We start from the raw sequence: 16,398 nt of genomic DNA, 5'->3' as shown, positions 1-16,398 counted from the left end.
GGCTTTTTGGTTACCTGTTGTTGGCTATTGGCCCTGCATTGAACAGGAGAGGCGAACAGCAAATAACCGTGATTATTATTTTTTATACATTTTATTCGGAGCTTTCTTCTTTATGATCGGTTTCACTACTTTTTTTGCAAACGAACTGGCTGCAACTTCTTTCTGTGCCGGATCGTACAATAGCCCTGTGCAAAGGCACATTTTGTAGTTGTTGCGTTGAAGAATATCGAAATTCCGGCAACCCTGACAACCTTTCCAGAACTCTTCATCGTCGGTAAGCTCGGAAAAGGTTACCGGCTTAAAGCCCAGTTCAGTGTTCATCTTCATTACTGCCAGTCCGGTAGTAATGCTGAATATTTTAGCGTGTGGAAATAGCTTCCTGGAAAGATCAAAAATTTTTCGTTTTATTTTCCGGGCTAACCCCATGTTCCGATAATCGGGATGCACAACAAGTCCCGAGTTGGCAACAAACCGCTGGTGGCTGAACGTCTCAATATAGGCGAATCCCACTAGCTTATCCCCATCCAGCGCTATGACCGCCTTGCCGGCATTTATTTTTTCCGCGACGTACTCTGCGCTCCGTTTGGCAATACCTGTACCGCGTGCCTGAGCCGATTCGTATATTAAATCACACACTTCCTGTGCGTATTTTGCGTAAGCGGAAGTAGCTATATAAATTTCCACATCCATTTTGTGTAATAAAATTTTTTATAAATGATAAATAAAAGAAGGATTTACTTGTACGGTTGCAACGTAATAGGGTTGATTTTTACGGCTATAACCTAAAATCCGTAAAAACCGGAAGGGTTAGTGGCATCGTCGGACTAAATCCATAACGATGTATCTGGGAACGATATGTGTTAGTAATACTTTCATTGGATGTGCAAAAGTAACACTTATATTTAATAAAAACGAGAAAACGACAGGAAATTTCATCTAAAAAAATAAAATAGAAATTCTTGCCAAATTATTAAAAAAAAGCGTAAAGAGTGTTTACAAATGATGGGTTGTTTTTTGATTTCCCTATTTTTGTAAAATGATGTGAGTGATTTTTATGTCATTTGCAGTGAGTTACACATCGGAAAAATCAAGAACAAAAATGAATTACAAGAGTTATACCCGACACAATTTTACAGAGTTACCACAGATATCCAACCTATCATCCGAACAAATTGAAGCCATTCGGGTGGTAGGAAATGTTCTTCCCTTCAAGTCGAACAACTATGTAGTAGAGCAACTGATCGATTGGAACAATATACCCGACGATCCCATTTTTACGCTTACTTTCCCGAGAAAAGAGATGTTGTCGAAACAACATTACGATAAAGTGACAAATTTATTGCAATCAGGAGCAGATCCGCGGGTTGTTAAAAATGAGATAAACAAAATCAGACTGAAGTTAAATCCGAATCCGGCAGGACAGGAGAGCAACATTCCTCTGTTTGAAGGGGAGAAGCTGCACGGAATCCAGCATAAATACCGGGAAACAGTGTTGTTTTTCCCTAGCCAGGGACAAACTTGTCACGCTTATTGCACGTTTTGTTTTCGCTGGCCGCAATTTACAGGAATGAGCGAACTAAAATTTGCGATGAAGGAAGCCGCTCTGCTTCACAAATACCTGCTTAAACACCCTAAAGTTTCTGATGTGCTGTTTACCGGGGGAGATCCTTTAACGGCAAATGCAAGAATTTTATCGGCTTACATAGAACCGCTTTTATCGAAAGAGTTTAGCCATATACAAAACATACGGGTTGGTTCTAAATCACTTGCTTACTGGCCCTACCGGTTTTTGACGGATAAAGATGCCGACGACCTTCTTTTTTTATTCGAAAAAGTAAATAGAGCAGGCAAGCACCTGGCATTTCAGGCACACTTCAATCATCCCGATGAATTAATGACAGATGCTGTTAGGCGGGCGATTGAGCGGATACGGAATACCGGAACGCAGATCCGGACTCAATCACCGTTGTTACGAAACATCAATGATAATCCGGAAACCTGGTCGAAGATGTGGAAAGAGCAGGTCCGTTTGGGGCTTGTCCCGTATTATATGTTTGTTGCCCGTGATACCGGCTCGAAAGCGTTTTTTGAAGTTCCTCTGGCAAGGGCATGGAATATCTTCAGGAAGGCTTATACGAACGTAAGCGGAATTGCCCGAACGGTTAGGGGCCCAAGCATGAGTTGCGGTCCCGGCAAGGTCCAAGTCCTGGGAGTAACTGAAGTGAAAGGGGAGAAAGTATTTGTTCTCCGGTTTCTACAGTGCCGCAATCCCCACCTGGTGGATGTCCCTTTTTTTGCAAAATACAGCGCTTCAGCTACGTGGTTTGATGATCTTAAACCGGCTTTCGGTGAGAAAGAATTTTTCTTTGAGGAGGAAAAATTACCGGGAAAAGGAGACAGAGGCAGTACATTTTTGTGGGAATGATTAGGCTTTCACTGCTTCTGGTTCCACTTCAAATAAACATCCGCCACCGATGGATGCACTTCTTTCCGTAACATGTCGACCAATTCATTATCTTTCATCTCCTGTTGATGTTCTTTTAACGCTATCCAAAGTTCTTTAACTACTCTGCTGCCTCCGGCATTGTAAATTTGCTTCGCAGCATGGTGAAAATTACTTTGATACCATCCGTAGTTTTTGCTAGTCATGCCTTTCCCCGCGTCATCGTAATTGTTTTCAAAGTCGACCAGGGAGGTGTAGCGGTATTCCGATGAACCCGCACCGATAACCATCTCCGGAAAAGTTTCCAAAGCAGGCAGAAGCTCAGGTTGTTTTTCCGCGACAAAAGAGTGTAGCATAATATTGACAAACAATTCACTCAGCCATTTTCTATGCATTTTTAACCCGGCTTGGGCGTGATAGGAATGGCCCATCTCGTGTAAGGCCAAGAGGTCGAAAAAAGGTTGCATGCTGTAGCTCCCATCGGTTTGGCGATAGGCATTCTGGATGCGCTCAACCAATGCTGGAGGCAATTGTTCCAATGATGGCAAGAAACTTTTCCAGAACGGATTATCTTCCGATGCCACAGCCAACCGGTAATAATCCAAGTTGTGTGGCATTCCATAAACAGGAAATCTGGCGTATTGTTCCCAGTGTTGCGGGGCGAGTATGAAAAGTGTTGTCTTTGGCGTGAAAGCGATCTCTTTCCTGAAATAAGAAACAGCGTTTTCTATAAAGGCGGCGATTTTGTCTGCCCTTTCCTTACAGCCGGGACTGAAATAATATGTTTGAGAATAGCCTGTTAATTGCTCCAGGGGTAAGTTCTTGTTTCCCTGGTTTTTGTTTTCCTGAGCAGTTGATAAACTGCAAATTAACCACAGTATGGATGCGACATAAGTTGAAATTTTCATTTAATTACAGTTTAAAGGGGATGTTAATTTCAACAAATATAGATGCTGCACCAGCCGTGTGCATAGTAAAAAATCGACACTTTAAAAGTTCAGGTCTTTTTGCATTTTAATAGCGGTATTCCGGAGTTGTTTTTCAATTTCTGACGGATTTGCCCCGGCAAAAATTTTGAAATCTTTTATCAGGTGCATCTGATCGTAGTAGCCCGATTTGTACGCGATACTTATCCAATCCATTTCGGGAAATGCTTCGTGTAGCCTGTAAGCCTTCGAAAATTTCAGGATCCGTGCATAACTCTTGGGATTCATTCCGATTCTTTCTTTACACTTTCTTTCGAATTGTTTGATGCTCAGACAAGATAGCGACGCTGTTTTTGTGATGCTTAAATTACCGTCGTTTATGTACAGCGCACGTAAGGCTTTATCGAAAGGTTGCTGTTTATTAATACTGTGCAACCGTTCCAACAGAAAGTTTTCCACAAGCCTTTTCCCAACCTCCAAGTCAGTAATTTCAGATAGTTGTTCAGTTAAGATTTTCATTTTTGATCCGAAAAGATCCCCTGCATTAAAACCTTCGTCAAGTAGTTCATACATCGGAACTTTTAGTATCCGGAACATTGCACCGGGTAGAAAATCCACGCGAATTGCTTTTAATCGGTTGTGCACTTTGATATTTACACGTGAAACTTGTGGGCCTAACAAGACACTCAAAGGTTGTTGGGTGAATTCAACCTCTCTGTTTTTATTCATTGAAATCGGATTTCTGCAATAAAAAATCAATGATTGGTAGGGAGTGGGAGGGTAGGGCGATACCGCACTCCGGGTTCCAATGGGCAGATGAGCTTCTACCGTGGAAATATTTAATACAACTTCTTGTAAGGCCGTATGCGGTATGAATGTTTTCATTTTCCTTTTTTATTACCGTCGTTTTGTCTTAGGTAAATGATATTTACTTTCCGTATAGTTATTTAAAATGATTCTATATTATATCTTTGCAAATATACTATAAGAATAGCCGAATGATACCCAACGAGAATTTTTTTTTCCGAAAACAGTGCTTGTTGTTTTTTTGATGATAAATCAACTTTAGCATGTATTACGATGGCAACTATTTCCCGGGGCCGGGTAATTTCGGAAAGCATGCGTCGACCATAATCAGGAAGATGGATTTCTAACAAGGAGAATTATTCCCGGAGTACTCATTTTTTCAACAAAAAACAGAACGTTTTATTTAATTAACATAGAATTATGGGAATTATTGCTTATTTTGCTTTTTCAATTGGGAGATTATTAAATGGGCAAAATTATTGCATTGGCAAATCAGAAAGGTGGCGTGGGAAAAACCACTACTACTATTAATCTAGCAGCATCGTTGGCTGCTTTGGAAAAGAATGTGCTTGTTGTGGATGCCGATCCTCAGGCGAATGCTTCGTCGGGATTGGGTATTGATATTCGGACGTTGAAATACACGATTTACGAGGGGCTTATCGGCAAATGTAAGCCAGCTGACGCAGTGATGAAAACACCTTTTGAGAATATCGACATTCTTCCCTCACACATTAACCTGGTAGGAGCAGAGTTGGAGATGGTCCAGATGGAAAATCGTGAAAGGCGTTTGCGCGATCTGCTGAATCCGCTGCGGGCCACTTACGATTATATCCTTATCGATTGCTCCCCGTCGCTTGGTATTATAACTGTGAACGCTTTGACAGCTTCGGATTCCGTTATTATCCCCGTTCAATGTGAATATTTTGCCCTGGAAGGGTTGAGTAAGTTGCTGAACACCATCAAGATAATCAAATCGAAACTGAATACAAGCCTCGAGATTGAAGGTTTTGTGCTTACCATGTACGATTCCCGCCTGCGTTTACATAATCAAATATACGAAGAGGTAAAGAGCCACTTTAAGGAACTTGTCTTTAATACGGTTATTCAGCGAAACATCACGCTCAGTGAATCGCAGAGCCATGCTAAACCGGCGCTAATGTACGATGCCGGATCACGGGGAGCCATTAACCATATGCAGTTGGCACAGGAATTAATCGAGAAAAATGTTTAACTTTGTAATAAGAAGATTGATTAAAGATCGAAAATAGATTGATGCGGATTAACTGCTCTCAGCTTATCTCCGTTCAATCTCATTCAGTCTCGACGAAGTTTCAATCTCCATTCAATCTATAGATTATGGCAAAAAAAAACGCACTAGGAAGAGGCTTAGACGCACTTATTACTTTTAGTGAAGTTGAATCGCAAGGCTCTACGTCCATCAGTGAGGTAGAACTTTCGAAAATGTTTCCTAATCCCGACCAGCCCCGGCGTGTTTTCGATGAGGAGTCTCTTGAAGAGCTGGCTACATCCATTCGGAAAATAGGGCTCATTCAGCCGGTAACGTTGCGGCATGAGGGTGATGACTCTTACCAGATCATTGCCGGGGAACGCAGATACAGAGCCTCGTTGATGGCCGGCTTGACTTCTATCCCTGCGTACATAAAAGCTGCGGATGATGACGAGTTGATGGAGATGGCACTGGTTGAAAATATTCAGCGCGAAGACCTTAACTCCATCGAAATAGCACTGGCTTATCAAAACCTTATTGATTCACTTTCGCTTACCCAGGAACAATTGAGCGATCGAGTGGGGAAAAAACGGGCAACCATTACCAACTACCTGAGATTGCTGAAACTCCCTGCCGAAGTACAAATGGGAGTGAAGGACAAAAAAATAGATATGGGCCATGCACGAGCATTGGTTACTATGAACGATCCGGTGGCACAGCTCTCCCTATACAACCTTATCCTGGAAGATGGATTATCGGTCAGAAGCGTGGAGAAAATTGTCCGTGAGTATGCTGAAGGAAAACCGTTGAATGAAAAATCTGGCAAAAAGAATGGTAAGAACCGGGAGAATCGTTCGGGAAGTTCCTTTGTCGATGATTTTGATGCGTTGAAGCAACACCTTTCCAACTATTTTAAAACCGATGTTCAATTCAACTGCAACAAAAACGGCAAGGGAAAAATTACGATCCCCTTTTCCTCTGCTAAAGATTTGGAACGGATTATCGGTATGTTTGATACAATGAAGAAGTAACGTTTATGCTGAAATACCGGAACATTGTTTGTTTAATATTCATCAGTGCCGCCTTTCAGTTAACAGCGCAGCAAAACACGGTTCCACAGCACCCTGACTCCATTAAAGTTGTTTCTCTCCCAGACACCATCATAGGGGAAAAAACGTTCAAACCCGATCCAAAGAAAGCCGTGATATATTCGGCCATTTTTCCGGGATTGGGGCAGATATACAACAGAAAGTACTGGAAATTGCCCATACTTTACGGTGGGTTTGTAGGACTTTCATACGCTATATCCTGGAATAACAGCCATTATCAGGATTATTTTGATGCACAAAGGGCCTTGCTGGACGATGATCCGACCAATGATCATGTTTGGGGGAACATGTTGCCCTACGGAATGGACCCGGAAACAGCAGACAAGAATTGGTTTTCCGGAGTGTTGAAAGACAGAAAAAACTACTTCAGGTATTACCGGGATTTCAGTATAATTTTAACCGTGGCACTTTATGGGCTTGGGATTGTGGATGCCTACGTAGATGCACAATTATTTGAATTTGATGTGAGCCCCGATCTTTCGATGCGTGTGGAGCCGGTAATTTTCAAAAAGGCAGATTCAAATTACCTGGCGGATTCTTACGGATTTAGATGCAGTTTTAGTTTTTAAGATTACAACCGGAAGCTCTTTGCGGGTTTCCCTGAAAAAGAGAGAATGAAAAAGTTTTTTTTGATCCTGTTTTCGTGTGGAATAATTAGTACAACCATTGTTTTTGCACAAGAAAATTTGCACCCAAACAAAGATAATATTCAGGATAACTCCATCGTTGCACCCGAAAGCCTGAACGAACACCTGGCTACGTTACTGCATGAGTGGCAGATCGATTTTTCAAAATCGGATAACATGTGCAGGCAAGGCGCAAATGTAGTCTTTCATGATAGTGTTTACACCCAATGTCTTTATGATATGCCTACGGAGATGGAATTATCCTATAACCAGGTGGTCAGACAGTACATCGATATGTACGCCAACCGTCGACGCGATATGGTAGGATATATGCTAACTATCGGTAAATACTATTTTCCAATGTTTGAAGAAGCTCTGGATAAATACGGCTTACCTCTGGAATTAAAATATCTACCAGTAATTGAGTCGGCACTTAATCCGGTGGCTGTTTCGAGGGTGGGAGCAACGGGCTTGTGGCAGTTTATGCTGAGGACGGGACAAGGTTACGGACTTCAGATAAACAGCCTTGTTGATGAGCGCCGTGATCCGCATAAATCGACCGAGGCGGCCGCACGATACCTTAAGGATCTTTATGCAATCTACGGTGACTGGAACCTGGTTATTGCTGCTTACAACTGCGGACCGGGCAATGTAAATAAAGCCATAGCCCGAAGCGGAGGCAAGCGCGATTACTGGCAAATCTATTACAACTTGCCGCGGGAGACCCGCGGTTATGTGCCTGCATTTATTGCAGCGAACTATATCATGAATTTTTACGATAAGCACAATATCTGTCCGATAGAGTCATTTCAGGAGATGATCGCCCTCGATACTGTACACGTGGAGAATCAGGTGCACTTTAACCAGATAGCCGAGGTTCTGGATATTCCCCTAAGTGATATCCGGCGGTGGAATCCCCAATTTAAAAAGGACAGGGTACCGGGTAACTATCAACGGTATGCACTTGTTTTGCCTATCAATAAGATGTATGCGTTTCTCGAAAAGAAAGATGAAATAATGAATTTTCGGAGAGATGACTATATTACGCATCGCGAAAATACCGATGGATATCTGGCTTCGTCAGGATCATCCGTCTCAGGAAACGGAGAAAATGTTTATTATAGGGTAAGAAGAGGGGACAACCTTTCGAAGATCGCATCCAGGAACGGAGTTACTGTCTCACAACTCCGCTCATGGAATAACTTAAGGTCTACCCGGATTTCTGCAGGCAAAAATCTTATCGTCAGGAAGAAAGCTGTTGATCCTGCCGTACTGGAGACGGATGCAGCCACGATGGCACAGCAACCCACAAATCCAGAAACTGCAACAAAGACTGTGAATGCATACTATCGGGTACGCAACGGCGATAATCTGGGCAAGATCGCTCAGAGAAATAGAGTGACGGTGGCACAGCTGAAATCGTGGAACGGATTACGGTCCGATCGGCTTTCGGTAGGGAAACAGCTGATTGTAAATAAGAAAACCGTTACCGTTGAAGAACCACAACCTGTTCAACAGACTGCTGAAACGACTACCTCGGCTAAGGATGGTTCCGGTATTATTTCCAATTACCTGAAACAGCAGCTCGAGGAAAGCACAACCGATGAAACGGAAGTTGTAACCGGTGCTTCAATGGAAGCGGAATAAGCGCTATTGCACCATACTGTTTATTGTTAAATTTAATTTCTCAGCATTATGAACCTGCTTGAGCAACTAAAAACCTATACCCAGGTTGTTGCGGATACGGGTGATTTTTCATCGGTTGAAATTTATAAACCCGTTGACGCTACCACTAACCCTTCGTTAATCTATACTGCTTCACAGGATACCCGGTACAGACACCTGATTGACGATGCTATCGATTTTGCCCGGAAATCATCGTCCGACAGGCAGGTACAACTTCCTAAAGCCATGGATAAATTAGCCGTGAACTTTGGGTTGGAAATTTTAAAGATAGTTCCCGGGAGAGCTTCAACGGAAGTCGATGCGCGTCTATCTTTCGATACGGATGCAACAGTAGTCAAGGCCCGCGAAATTATCGGATTGTACGAATCTGCAGGAACTTCCCGTGAACGGGTACTGATAAAGATTGCTTCTACGTGGGAAGGAATAAAGGCGGCGGAAATCGTTGAAAAAGAAGGAATACATTGTAACCTCACCCTCCTCTTTTCCAAGGTACAAGCTGTTGCTTGTGCCGAAGCCGGTGTACGATTAATTTCACCGTTCGTGGGAAGGATTCTCGATTGGCATAAAAAAAACCTCGGTGTAGCAGACATACCGGCTGTGGAGGATCCCGGAGTGATTTCGTTGACTGGGATATTTAATTATTACAAGAAGTTTGGTTATCCAACCCAGGTAATGGGTGCGAGCTTCCGTAATATTGACGAGATCTGCGAGCTGGCTGGATGTGATCTGCTCACTATTTCCCCGACGTTGCTCAGGGAGCTCGAAGCCACAGAGGGTTTACTGACGAAAAAACTGGATGCAGATCAGGCCCGTGAAATGGCTATCGAAAAAATTACCGTTGACGAAAAAACCTTCCGGTGGATGATGAACGAAGATGCAATGGCTACCGAAAAATTGGCCGAAGGCATCCGCAACTTCACCAGAGATCTGATTAAACTGGAGAAGCAGATGGAAAAGCTGTTGTAACAAAAAAAGTAAGGGCGGAACTTAAAGTCCCGCCCTTAGCCCTTATCTCTCTTCGTTATGCGTTCAACGATACCCGTTTGAAAACGGTTACGGTAAGGTCTTTGTTGTTTTGTTTGAGATACTGATCAATGGTCAGTTTGTTATCTTTGACGTATTCCTGTTGCAGTAGTGTTGATTCTTTGTAGAACTTCTGCAAAGCGCCTTCAGCAATTCTGTCTAACAGGTTCTCCGGTTTCCCGGCTTCGCGTGCTTTTTCGCGTGCAATTTCCAGTTCCTTCTCTTTAACTTCTGCCGGAATAGTATCGGGTGTTACCGAAATTGGATTCATTGCCGCTACCTGCATTGCTACGTCTTTTGCTATGTCTTCAGCCACTTCTTCCTTGTTGAATCCAACAAGGGTCGCCAACTTGTTTCCCATGTGAATATAGGAAACCACCGATGGTGCGGAAATGTGTTCAAAATAACCCAGTTCCATTTTTTCGCCGGTAGCGCCGATCTTATCCATAATTAACTGGGAAACGGTTCCGTTGGGAAGTTGGATATTCAGCAAATCCTCCAACGTCTCGGGTTTATGATCGATAGCTGCATCCAGTATCAGTTGAGTCAATGCGATGAATTCTTCATTTTTAGCAACAAAGTCGGTTTCGCATTGCAATGCTACTACTGCAGCATAGTTTCCTTGAGCTTTTGCAAGCACACACCCTTCACTTGCTTCGCGATCTTCGCGTTTGGCGGCAACTGCCTGCCCTTTTTTGCGGATAATCTCTACTGCTTTGTCAAAGTTGCCGTTTGCTTCATTTAATGCATTTTTGCAATCCATCATTCCCGCTCCTGTCATTTTACGTAAATGCTGGATTTCTGCCATTGTAACTGCCATATTTCTATGTTTTTTTAAGTTGTTTTCTTTTTAGATTTCAAAGAAGAGACCTTAGACCGCCTCGCTGGTAGATTTCAGACGTTGGAACATTGAAGCATCCAAGTGTCTGTTATCTTGACATCTGATAGCTGGCCGTTGTTGTCCGTATTATTCTTCAACGTCTGCGTCTTTAGCGTATTTGCTTACTACAGATGCATTGATAGCATCTTTGTCTTCTTTCTTAACGCGCTCTCTCTTAGCTGCTTTTGATTTTCTTTCCCTGCGAGGTACTGCACCTTCCTCTTCTTGGTCTTCTGCTGCGTTGGCATCGGCTTTTTCAATTTTACGCTCATCCAGGCCTTCTTTTATTGCTTCACAAAGATATCCGAGGATCATGTCTACGGCTTTTGCAGCATCATCGTTTGCAGGAATTACGAAATCAATGTCGTTCGGATCAGAGTTGGTGTCAACAATACCGAATACGGGAATGCCAAGTTTGTTTGCTTCTTTCACAGCAATCTGTTCTTTCATTACGTCAACAACGAAAAGAGCGGATGGTAGACGGGTAAGATCCTGAATCGAGCCGAGCATTTTTTCGAGTTTAGCACGCTGACGGGTGATTTGCAGTTTTTCGCGTTTCGACAACGTGTCAAATGTTCCGTCCTTAATCATCTTATCAATGTTACTCATTTTCTTCACTGCCTTGCGGATAGTGGGAAAATTGGTAAGCATACCACCAGGCCAACGCTCTATAACGTAAGGCATATTGATGCTTTGTGCCTTTTCTTCAATAACCGGTTTTGCCTGTTTTTTAGTCGCTACGAAGAGTATTTTTTTGCCGGCTTTGGCAATTTGTTTTAAAGCCGCTGCGGCTTCTTCGGTTTTTGCAATTGTTTTGTAAAGGTCGATAATGTGAATACCGTTGCGCTCCATAAAAATATAGGGAGACATTGCAGGATTCCATTTCCTTTTCAAGTGGCCGAAGTGTGCTCCTGCCTCAAGTAGTTGGTCAAATTCTAATTTTGCCATTGTTTGTGTTGTTTTTTTATTCGTTTACATTCTTTTTCTTAGTCGAACCGTAAGGTAAATTACCGAAGCGATTATTCCCGGTAATGTCCTTACGATTTAGATACTAAACGTCACTAAGTGGAACCGGTTTGTGCGGTTCTTATATATCTTTCCGGCAAAAGAACCGGTGAATATATCCAAAAATTAACGTTTTGAGAATTGGAATCTCTTCCTTGCTCCGGGACGCCCTGGTTTTTTACGTTCAACAACGCGGGGATCGCGGGTCATAAAGCCTTCGGCTCTTAACGCAGGTTTATCTTCGGGGTTTAACTTCACCAATGCACGTGCAATAGCTAGTCTTGCTGCTTCCGATTGTCCTTTGTATCCACCGCCCTGCAGGTTGATCTTGATATCGTATTTTTCAGTCACGTTGAGTTTATTCAACGGTTGTTTCACGATGAACTGCAGAATGGATGAAGGAAAATAATTTTCAAGTTCGCGTTTGTTGATAACGATCTTGCCTGAACCTTCACTCATGAATACACGAGCTACAGCGGCTTTGCGTCTTCCAATTGAATTTATTACGTCCATCTTATTATTTGAGTGTATTAATATCTATTTGTTTGGGTTTTTGAGCTTGATGCGGATGTTCGTTTCCAGCATACACGTAAAGATTGTTCAGAATAGCATCGCCGAGTTTATTCTTCGGCAACATCCCTTTTACCACTTTTCGGAAAAGCCTGTCGGGGCTTTTTTTCATAAGATCGGCAGGAGTGGATACCTTTTGACCGCCGGGATAGCCCGAGTGACGGTAGTAAACCCTGTCTGTCCATTTGTTGCCCGTGAGTTCAACTTTGTCGGCATTCACGATAATCACGTTATCACCACAATCCACGTGCGGAGTAAAGCTTGGTTTGTACTTGCCTCTCAACAGTTTTGCCACCTTAGAACTTATACGTCCTAACGATTGGCCGCTCGCATCAACCAAAACCCATTCTTTCTGAGCCGTTTCTTTGTTTACGGAAATGGTTTTATAACTTAAAGTATTCACTTTTTTTTGTTTTTAAATCGTTTAATAAAATTAAGTTCTGATTTTCGCTCCCCGTTTTGTCTGGCTAAGGGACTAAATGGCAAATAAAAAGCTATAAATCAAACTTTTAAGTAATAAATTTTAATAATCGGACTGCAAAGTTACAATAATTCAGGTAATTAACAAAGCGTTTTTAGACGAAAATATGCATAATAACTCTAATTTTTTTGAGTCTGCGCATGATTAGAATACCCGTATCTCGTCGTAAAAGGGAGATCTCCCAATAAGAACATGGATTCCGACAGAAAATCCTCTTAAATCAGATTGTTGTATGGGAAAGCTATAACCAAACTGTAACCGGGTCAGGTTAAAGAATGTAATCCCCACGCTGGGTTTAATATTTTTGGTTGATACTGATATTTCGTTGATTATGAAATGTTTCCAGGTTTTATTCAGGTGTATTTCCGGCGCAGGGGAGAATTTTCCGTTTTCTCCGTATAAGTAGGTGCCTATGCCGACAGTAAAAGGACCGTGCGAGGTGTGTCTCTGTAAATTGTGGTCTACCCGGTATTCCACCCCTAAAAATCCGGTGTGTGCCTGCATGTGATCGTAACCCAGGTTTAAAGCAAAATTATGTTGTGAAAAGATTGCACCAATAAATGCAACTAAAAATAAGACAGTTAATACGGATACTTTCTTCATAGAATCATTTTTCCTACAAATATAAAACATAAAAACATTTGTGTAGTTTTAAAAATTGATTTAACTTTGCAGGCGAAAATTACAAAAACAACGGCCCCGTAGCTTAACTGAATAGAGCATCTGACTACGGATCAGAAGGTTACAGGTTTGAATCCTGTCGGGGTCACACTCAAAACGGCATAAACATTTGACTTTCATTTGTTTGTGTCGTTTTTCATTTTAAAAAGGTAAGAATATCGGTAAGAACGGTTTTTTTGAGGTGCATTTTCGGGTGTTTTTTGGCTGTTTCGTTATCAAATAAAATATTATCTTTGCAATACTTCTCAATGACTTTTTGCCATTGATTGGTTAAACACTTTAGAACGGCGGACTGATTATCTGCCGTTCGCCTTTTTTAACCCCCCAAATTATAACGGCTGTCTTTCCCCACAATACAAAAATTACTCGCGTGTGATAATGATAGGGTGTTGAGGTTTGATTTCTGATCGAACGTTTTTAAAATGATACGCCCGGATGATCCTTTTTTTAGTGTAAGAAAACCTCACCGTTCTTTTAAACTTAGGTTTCAAATGTAAGGTTTTTATAAGGTTCTGATTTCAGGTTTTTTCAGGTTTTCACCACCGTTTTACCGCCGTTTTACGCCCGATTTAAATATCTTTTTATCTCAAAATTCAGGTTTTGAAGTGTGGCTCAAACCATCGGTTTTAACAAGTTCTATCGCTCCGTATTGGGTTATAATTCAAAAGTTGGTGCAATACCTGTAAAATAATTATAACGCCTTAAATCGCCTTATTTCGGCTCATTGTTCTTTTGCCGGGTAACATCGTTATCGACACTTTAACGCATCCTGCCGGCTCTTTCCGGTTAATCGTGTTGTGGCTGATCAATCGTAACGGTAACGATAATCGGTTAATCGACATATCGGATTATTCTGTAAAATGTTGAGGAAAATTTACGGGGGACTGAACGCGTGTTTATTTGATAGTGAAAGGGGGTGCATACCTTAACCGGCAAAGGATCATTCACTTTTTGAACAATCCTCGCGCGAGTTATTTATGTTTACCTGAATGTTTGTTTATGATCCTCCGGCGGTCGGTTCAAACGGCATCCAAATATTTCTCTTTTTTGTTATCAATCATATCGCGTAAATCAAACATCAATGGAATAGATAAAACATTCCTGATTGAACGTTGTGTGTTGTTCTTTGGATTGCTAACGTTATTTCGGCATCGGTGCGCCTTTTCGTATCCTACAACCTTTGCGGAACAAAATCTTTGCCCTTTGCGGGGGTTGTTTATTATCGCTCCACAACCGGCACAATTGATAATGTTTGGCGCGGGTGTGTTTGTCAGATTTTTCATACTATCATCTAAAATGGAAAATCCTGACACTCCGCTATTTTTCTGCTTACTATTTTGGTGGAAAATCCTGACACTTTCCAGCTCTGAAAAGTTCAATAAATAATCGCATTTATCGGTTATTTCAGCAAGTAGTTTTTCTTTTAAATCCGTTCCTCCGATTTCATCAATAAACTTCAAACACTTTTTCTTTTCGCGTGTGATATTTCTTGTTTTGTCGCGCCGGATTCTATTCCAAAAAATCGGGTTCGTGTATTCTGCCAATTCCAAACGTTGTGGCGTTGTTAGTTTCTTAACTTTCTCTTTCGGGACATCGATAATCAAACAATCCTTAAACGCATCGACTAACACTCTTTTCAGCCCATTTAAGACGTTTTCGTCCAATAGGTCGGCAAGTGTTTGAACATGGATTTTGTTTTGTTTCAAATAGCGCAAACGTGTAACTTTTACCTCAACGCGTATGATATTATCATTGACATCGGACTGCTTCGATTTGTTATAAATCTTAAATACGTAATCACTAAATTGAAAGGTTCGCATGACATTGTCATAACCTCCGGTGTCATTCCTGAATAATACCACACTATCGATAACATTATAGGCATCAATCGGCAATGTTATGTTAACGCCAAATTCAACGCGCGATATTTGTGTAGTTTCGGGGTTTATAGATAATTCTTTTTGAAGTCTGTAAACCGTTTCAACCAAATCCGTATAACGGAAGTCATCGGCATTGTGCGCGCCCTTATTGTGGAATTTATGCAAACTGCCTTTCATCCAAAATCCCTCACTCTTATCGCGCGTAAATTGTAAACCGTCAATCGTGGCGCGGTCGGTTTCGATATTGGTCTGAACATTGTAACCCTGTACGCCGTCAATCATTCTGCACCTCCTCAACATACTTGTTAATGTTTCGCGGATTCCTATTTGCAAACATATAAACGGTTATCGTGTGCGCGACCGGATCGCATCCGAATAACAATAAACTCCGTTTCTCATTAACCGGGTTGTAAAGATTCCCGGCAAAGATCATTTCATCGACTGTCCGCCTTAATCCGGTGTGCAATACCTTAACGCCGTTGTGGTGGCTCTCGGCTACTTTTAACGCGCCCTGTGCTATTAGATAATGTTCGCGGGGTTCTGATAACCTAAACCATTGAAACGGCATCTTATCGCCGGTGTCGGGGTTTAAATCCCATACGTCGGGGTGCGAAGTGTTTCGTCTAAAAATTCCTTTGATTGCCGATTGGATTAAACTCTTTTTTGCCATTTTCACGCCCTCCGATACTTAATTGTTTCAATATCTTTGAGCGCATCCAATACGGCGCGTTTCTCGTATCTTACGCGTGTTCCGATACGTTTGGCGGGTATAACTCCGTTTCGCGTCCAAACGTGTAACGTGGGCAAAGTAACGCCTAATAAATCGGCTGTTTCTTTTCGAGTGATAAGTTCGGGTGTTTCGTCTTTTGCCGTTGAGGTTAATCCGGCAACTGCATTTTGTACCGTTTCCGATACGATTGTTTTGATACTGTTTTCTAACTGTTCTAAACTGATTCCGTTTAAAATAATCTCGTTTGTCATATACCTTTTTTTATTGGTTTATGCAAACTTATCGTGTTTTTACCCGGTCGCATTTCCATATTTCCGGAACGG

Annotated in this window: 17 protein-coding genes and 1 tRNA gene; 7 read left to right on the top strand and 11 right to left on the bottom strand. The window is 41.9% G+C overall.

Features of this window, described 5'->3' with window-relative positions; translation table 11 throughout:
- Window positions 1-75: 75 nt before the first annotated feature.
- Entirely contained in the window at window positions 76-690 is a 615-nt protein-coding gene (locus tag KCV26_02920) for a GNAT family N-acetyltransferase (protein ID WZX37360.1), read from the bottom strand.
- Between the two features lie 364 nt (window positions 691-1,054).
- Between KCV26_02920 and KCV26_02915 the strand changes: the two genes are divergently transcribed.
- Window positions 1,055-2,425: a lysine 2,3-aminomutase gene (locus tag KCV26_02915; protein ID WZX38303.1), complete on the top strand. Its 1,371-nt coding sequence runs from the start codon at window positions 1,055-1,057 to the stop codon at window positions 2,423-2,425.
- A gap of 8 nt (window positions 2,426-2,433) precedes the next feature.
- Here the strand turns inward: KCV26_02915 and KCV26_02910 are convergent, their stop codons facing one another.
- Both KCV26_02910 and KCV26_02905 read right to left on the bottom strand, forming a co-directional pair.
- The gene (locus tag KCV26_02910) at window positions 2,434-3,351 is read right to left on the bottom strand and encodes a hypothetical protein (GenBank protein ID WZX37359.1); all 918 of its coding nucleotides are present in this window, start codon (window positions 3,349-3,351) and stop codon (window positions 2,434-2,436) included.
- 81 nt (window positions 3,352-3,432) lie between these two features.
- Window positions 3,433-4,254: an AraC family transcriptional regulator gene (locus KCV26_02905; protein ID WZX37358.1), complete on the bottom strand. Its 822-nt coding sequence runs from the start codon at window positions 4,252-4,254 to the stop codon at window positions 3,433-3,435.
- 388 nt (window positions 4,255-4,642) lie between these two features.
- Here KCV26_02905 and KCV26_02900 point away from each other — a divergent pair, with 388 nt between their 5' ends.
- From KCV26_02900 to tal, 5 genes are all read left to right on the top strand, one after another.
- On the top strand, window positions 4,643-5,407 hold the full coding sequence (locus KCV26_02900) for a ParA family protein (protein ID WZX37357.1): 765 nt from the start codon (window positions 4,643-4,645) through the stop codon (window positions 5,405-5,407).
- Window positions 5,408-5,532: 125 nt separating this feature from the next.
- A complete protein-coding gene (locus tag KCV26_02895; protein WZX37356.1) occupies window positions 5,533-6,435 on the top strand; it encodes a ParB/RepB/Spo0J family partition protein in 903 nt (300 codons plus the stop codon).
- 5 nt (window positions 6,436-6,440) lie between these two features.
- Window positions 6,441-7,082 (top strand): hypothetical protein, encoded by a 642-nt coding sequence (locus KCV26_02890; protein ID WZX37355.1) that lies wholly within the window; start codon window positions 6,441-6,443, stop codon window positions 7,080-7,082.
- A 45-nt stretch (window positions 7,083-7,127) separates the two neighbouring features.
- Complete coding sequence (locus tag KCV26_02885) at window positions 7,128-8,786, top strand: transglycosylase SLT domain-containing protein (GenBank protein ID WZX37354.1); 1,659 nt, start codon at window positions 7,128-7,130, stop codon at window positions 8,784-8,786.
- Window positions 8,787-8,834: 48 nt separating this feature from the next.
- Window positions 8,835-9,791: a transaldolase gene (gene tal, locus KCV26_02880; protein ID WZX37353.1), complete on the top strand. Its 957-nt coding sequence runs from the start codon at window positions 8,835-8,837 to the stop codon at window positions 9,789-9,791.
- Between the two features lie 55 nt (window positions 9,792-9,846).
- Here tal and KCV26_02875 read toward each other — a convergent pair whose 3' ends face one another.
- The 5 genes from KCV26_02875 to KCV26_02855 form a co-directional block, all read right to left on the bottom strand.
- The gene (locus KCV26_02875) at window positions 9,847-10,668 is read right to left on the bottom strand and encodes an elongation factor Ts (protein ID WZX37352.1); all 822 of its coding nucleotides are present in this window, start codon (window positions 10,666-10,668) and stop codon (window positions 9,847-9,849) included.
- Window positions 10,669-10,815: 147 nt separating this feature from the next.
- A complete protein-coding gene (gene rpsB / locus KCV26_02870) occupies window positions 10,816-11,676 on the bottom strand; it encodes a 30S ribosomal protein S2 (GenBank protein WZX37351.1) in 861 nt (286 codons plus the stop codon).
- A gap of 183 nt (window positions 11,677-11,859) precedes the next feature.
- Window positions 11,860-12,246 (bottom strand): 30S ribosomal protein S9, encoded by a 387-nt coding sequence (gene rpsI / locus KCV26_02865; GenBank protein WZX37350.1) that lies wholly within the window; start codon window positions 12,244-12,246, stop codon window positions 11,860-11,862.
- A gap of 4 nt (window positions 12,247-12,250) precedes the next feature.
- Window positions 12,251-12,706 (bottom strand): 50S ribosomal protein L13, encoded by a 456-nt coding sequence (gene rplM, locus KCV26_02860; GenBank protein WZX37349.1) that lies wholly within the window; start codon window positions 12,704-12,706, stop codon window positions 12,251-12,253.
- Window positions 12,707-12,928: 222 nt separating this feature from the next.
- On the bottom strand, window positions 12,929-13,387 hold the full coding sequence (locus KCV26_02855; GenBank protein ID WZX37348.1) for a hypothetical protein: 459 nt from the start codon (window positions 13,385-13,387) through the stop codon (window positions 12,929-12,931).
- A 92-nt stretch (window positions 13,388-13,479) separates the two neighbouring features.
- Between KCV26_02855 and KCV26_02850 the strand changes: the two genes are divergently transcribed.
- A tRNA-Arg gene (locus tag KCV26_02850) sits at window positions 13,480-13,553 on the top strand.
- 931 nt (window positions 13,554-14,484) lie between these two features.
- On the opposite strand, the gene KCV26_02845 is transcribed toward KCV26_02850, so the two are convergent.
- From KCV26_02845 to KCV26_02835, 3 genes are read right to left on the bottom strand one after another with little or no spacing between them, the layout of a single operon-like run.
- Window positions 14,485-15,645, bottom strand: a complete 1,161-nt coding sequence (locus KCV26_02845; protein WZX37347.1) for a hypothetical protein — start codon at window positions 15,643-15,645, stop codon at window positions 14,485-14,487.
- Complete coding sequence (locus tag KCV26_02840; GenBank protein ID WZX37346.1) at window positions 15,620-16,015, bottom strand: hypothetical protein; 396 nt, start codon at window positions 16,013-16,015, stop codon at window positions 15,620-15,622. The genes KCV26_02845 and KCV26_02840 overlap by 26 nt, the downstream gene beginning before the upstream one ends.
- A gap of 2 nt (window positions 16,016-16,017) precedes the next feature.
- Window positions 16,018-16,326, bottom strand: a complete 309-nt coding sequence (locus KCV26_02835; protein ID WZX37345.1) for a helix-turn-helix domain-containing protein — start codon at window positions 16,324-16,326, stop codon at window positions 16,018-16,020.
- Window positions 16,327-16,398: the final 72 nt, after the last annotated feature.

The sequence above is a fragment of the Petrimonas sulfuriphila genome (genome assembly GCA_038561985.1).
GTDB classification, from domain to species: Bacteria; Bacteroidota; Bacteroidia; order Bacteroidales; family Dysgonomonadaceae; genus Petrimonas; species Petrimonas sulfuriphila.
This window is presented reverse-complemented; position numbering and strand designations above follow the sequence as displayed.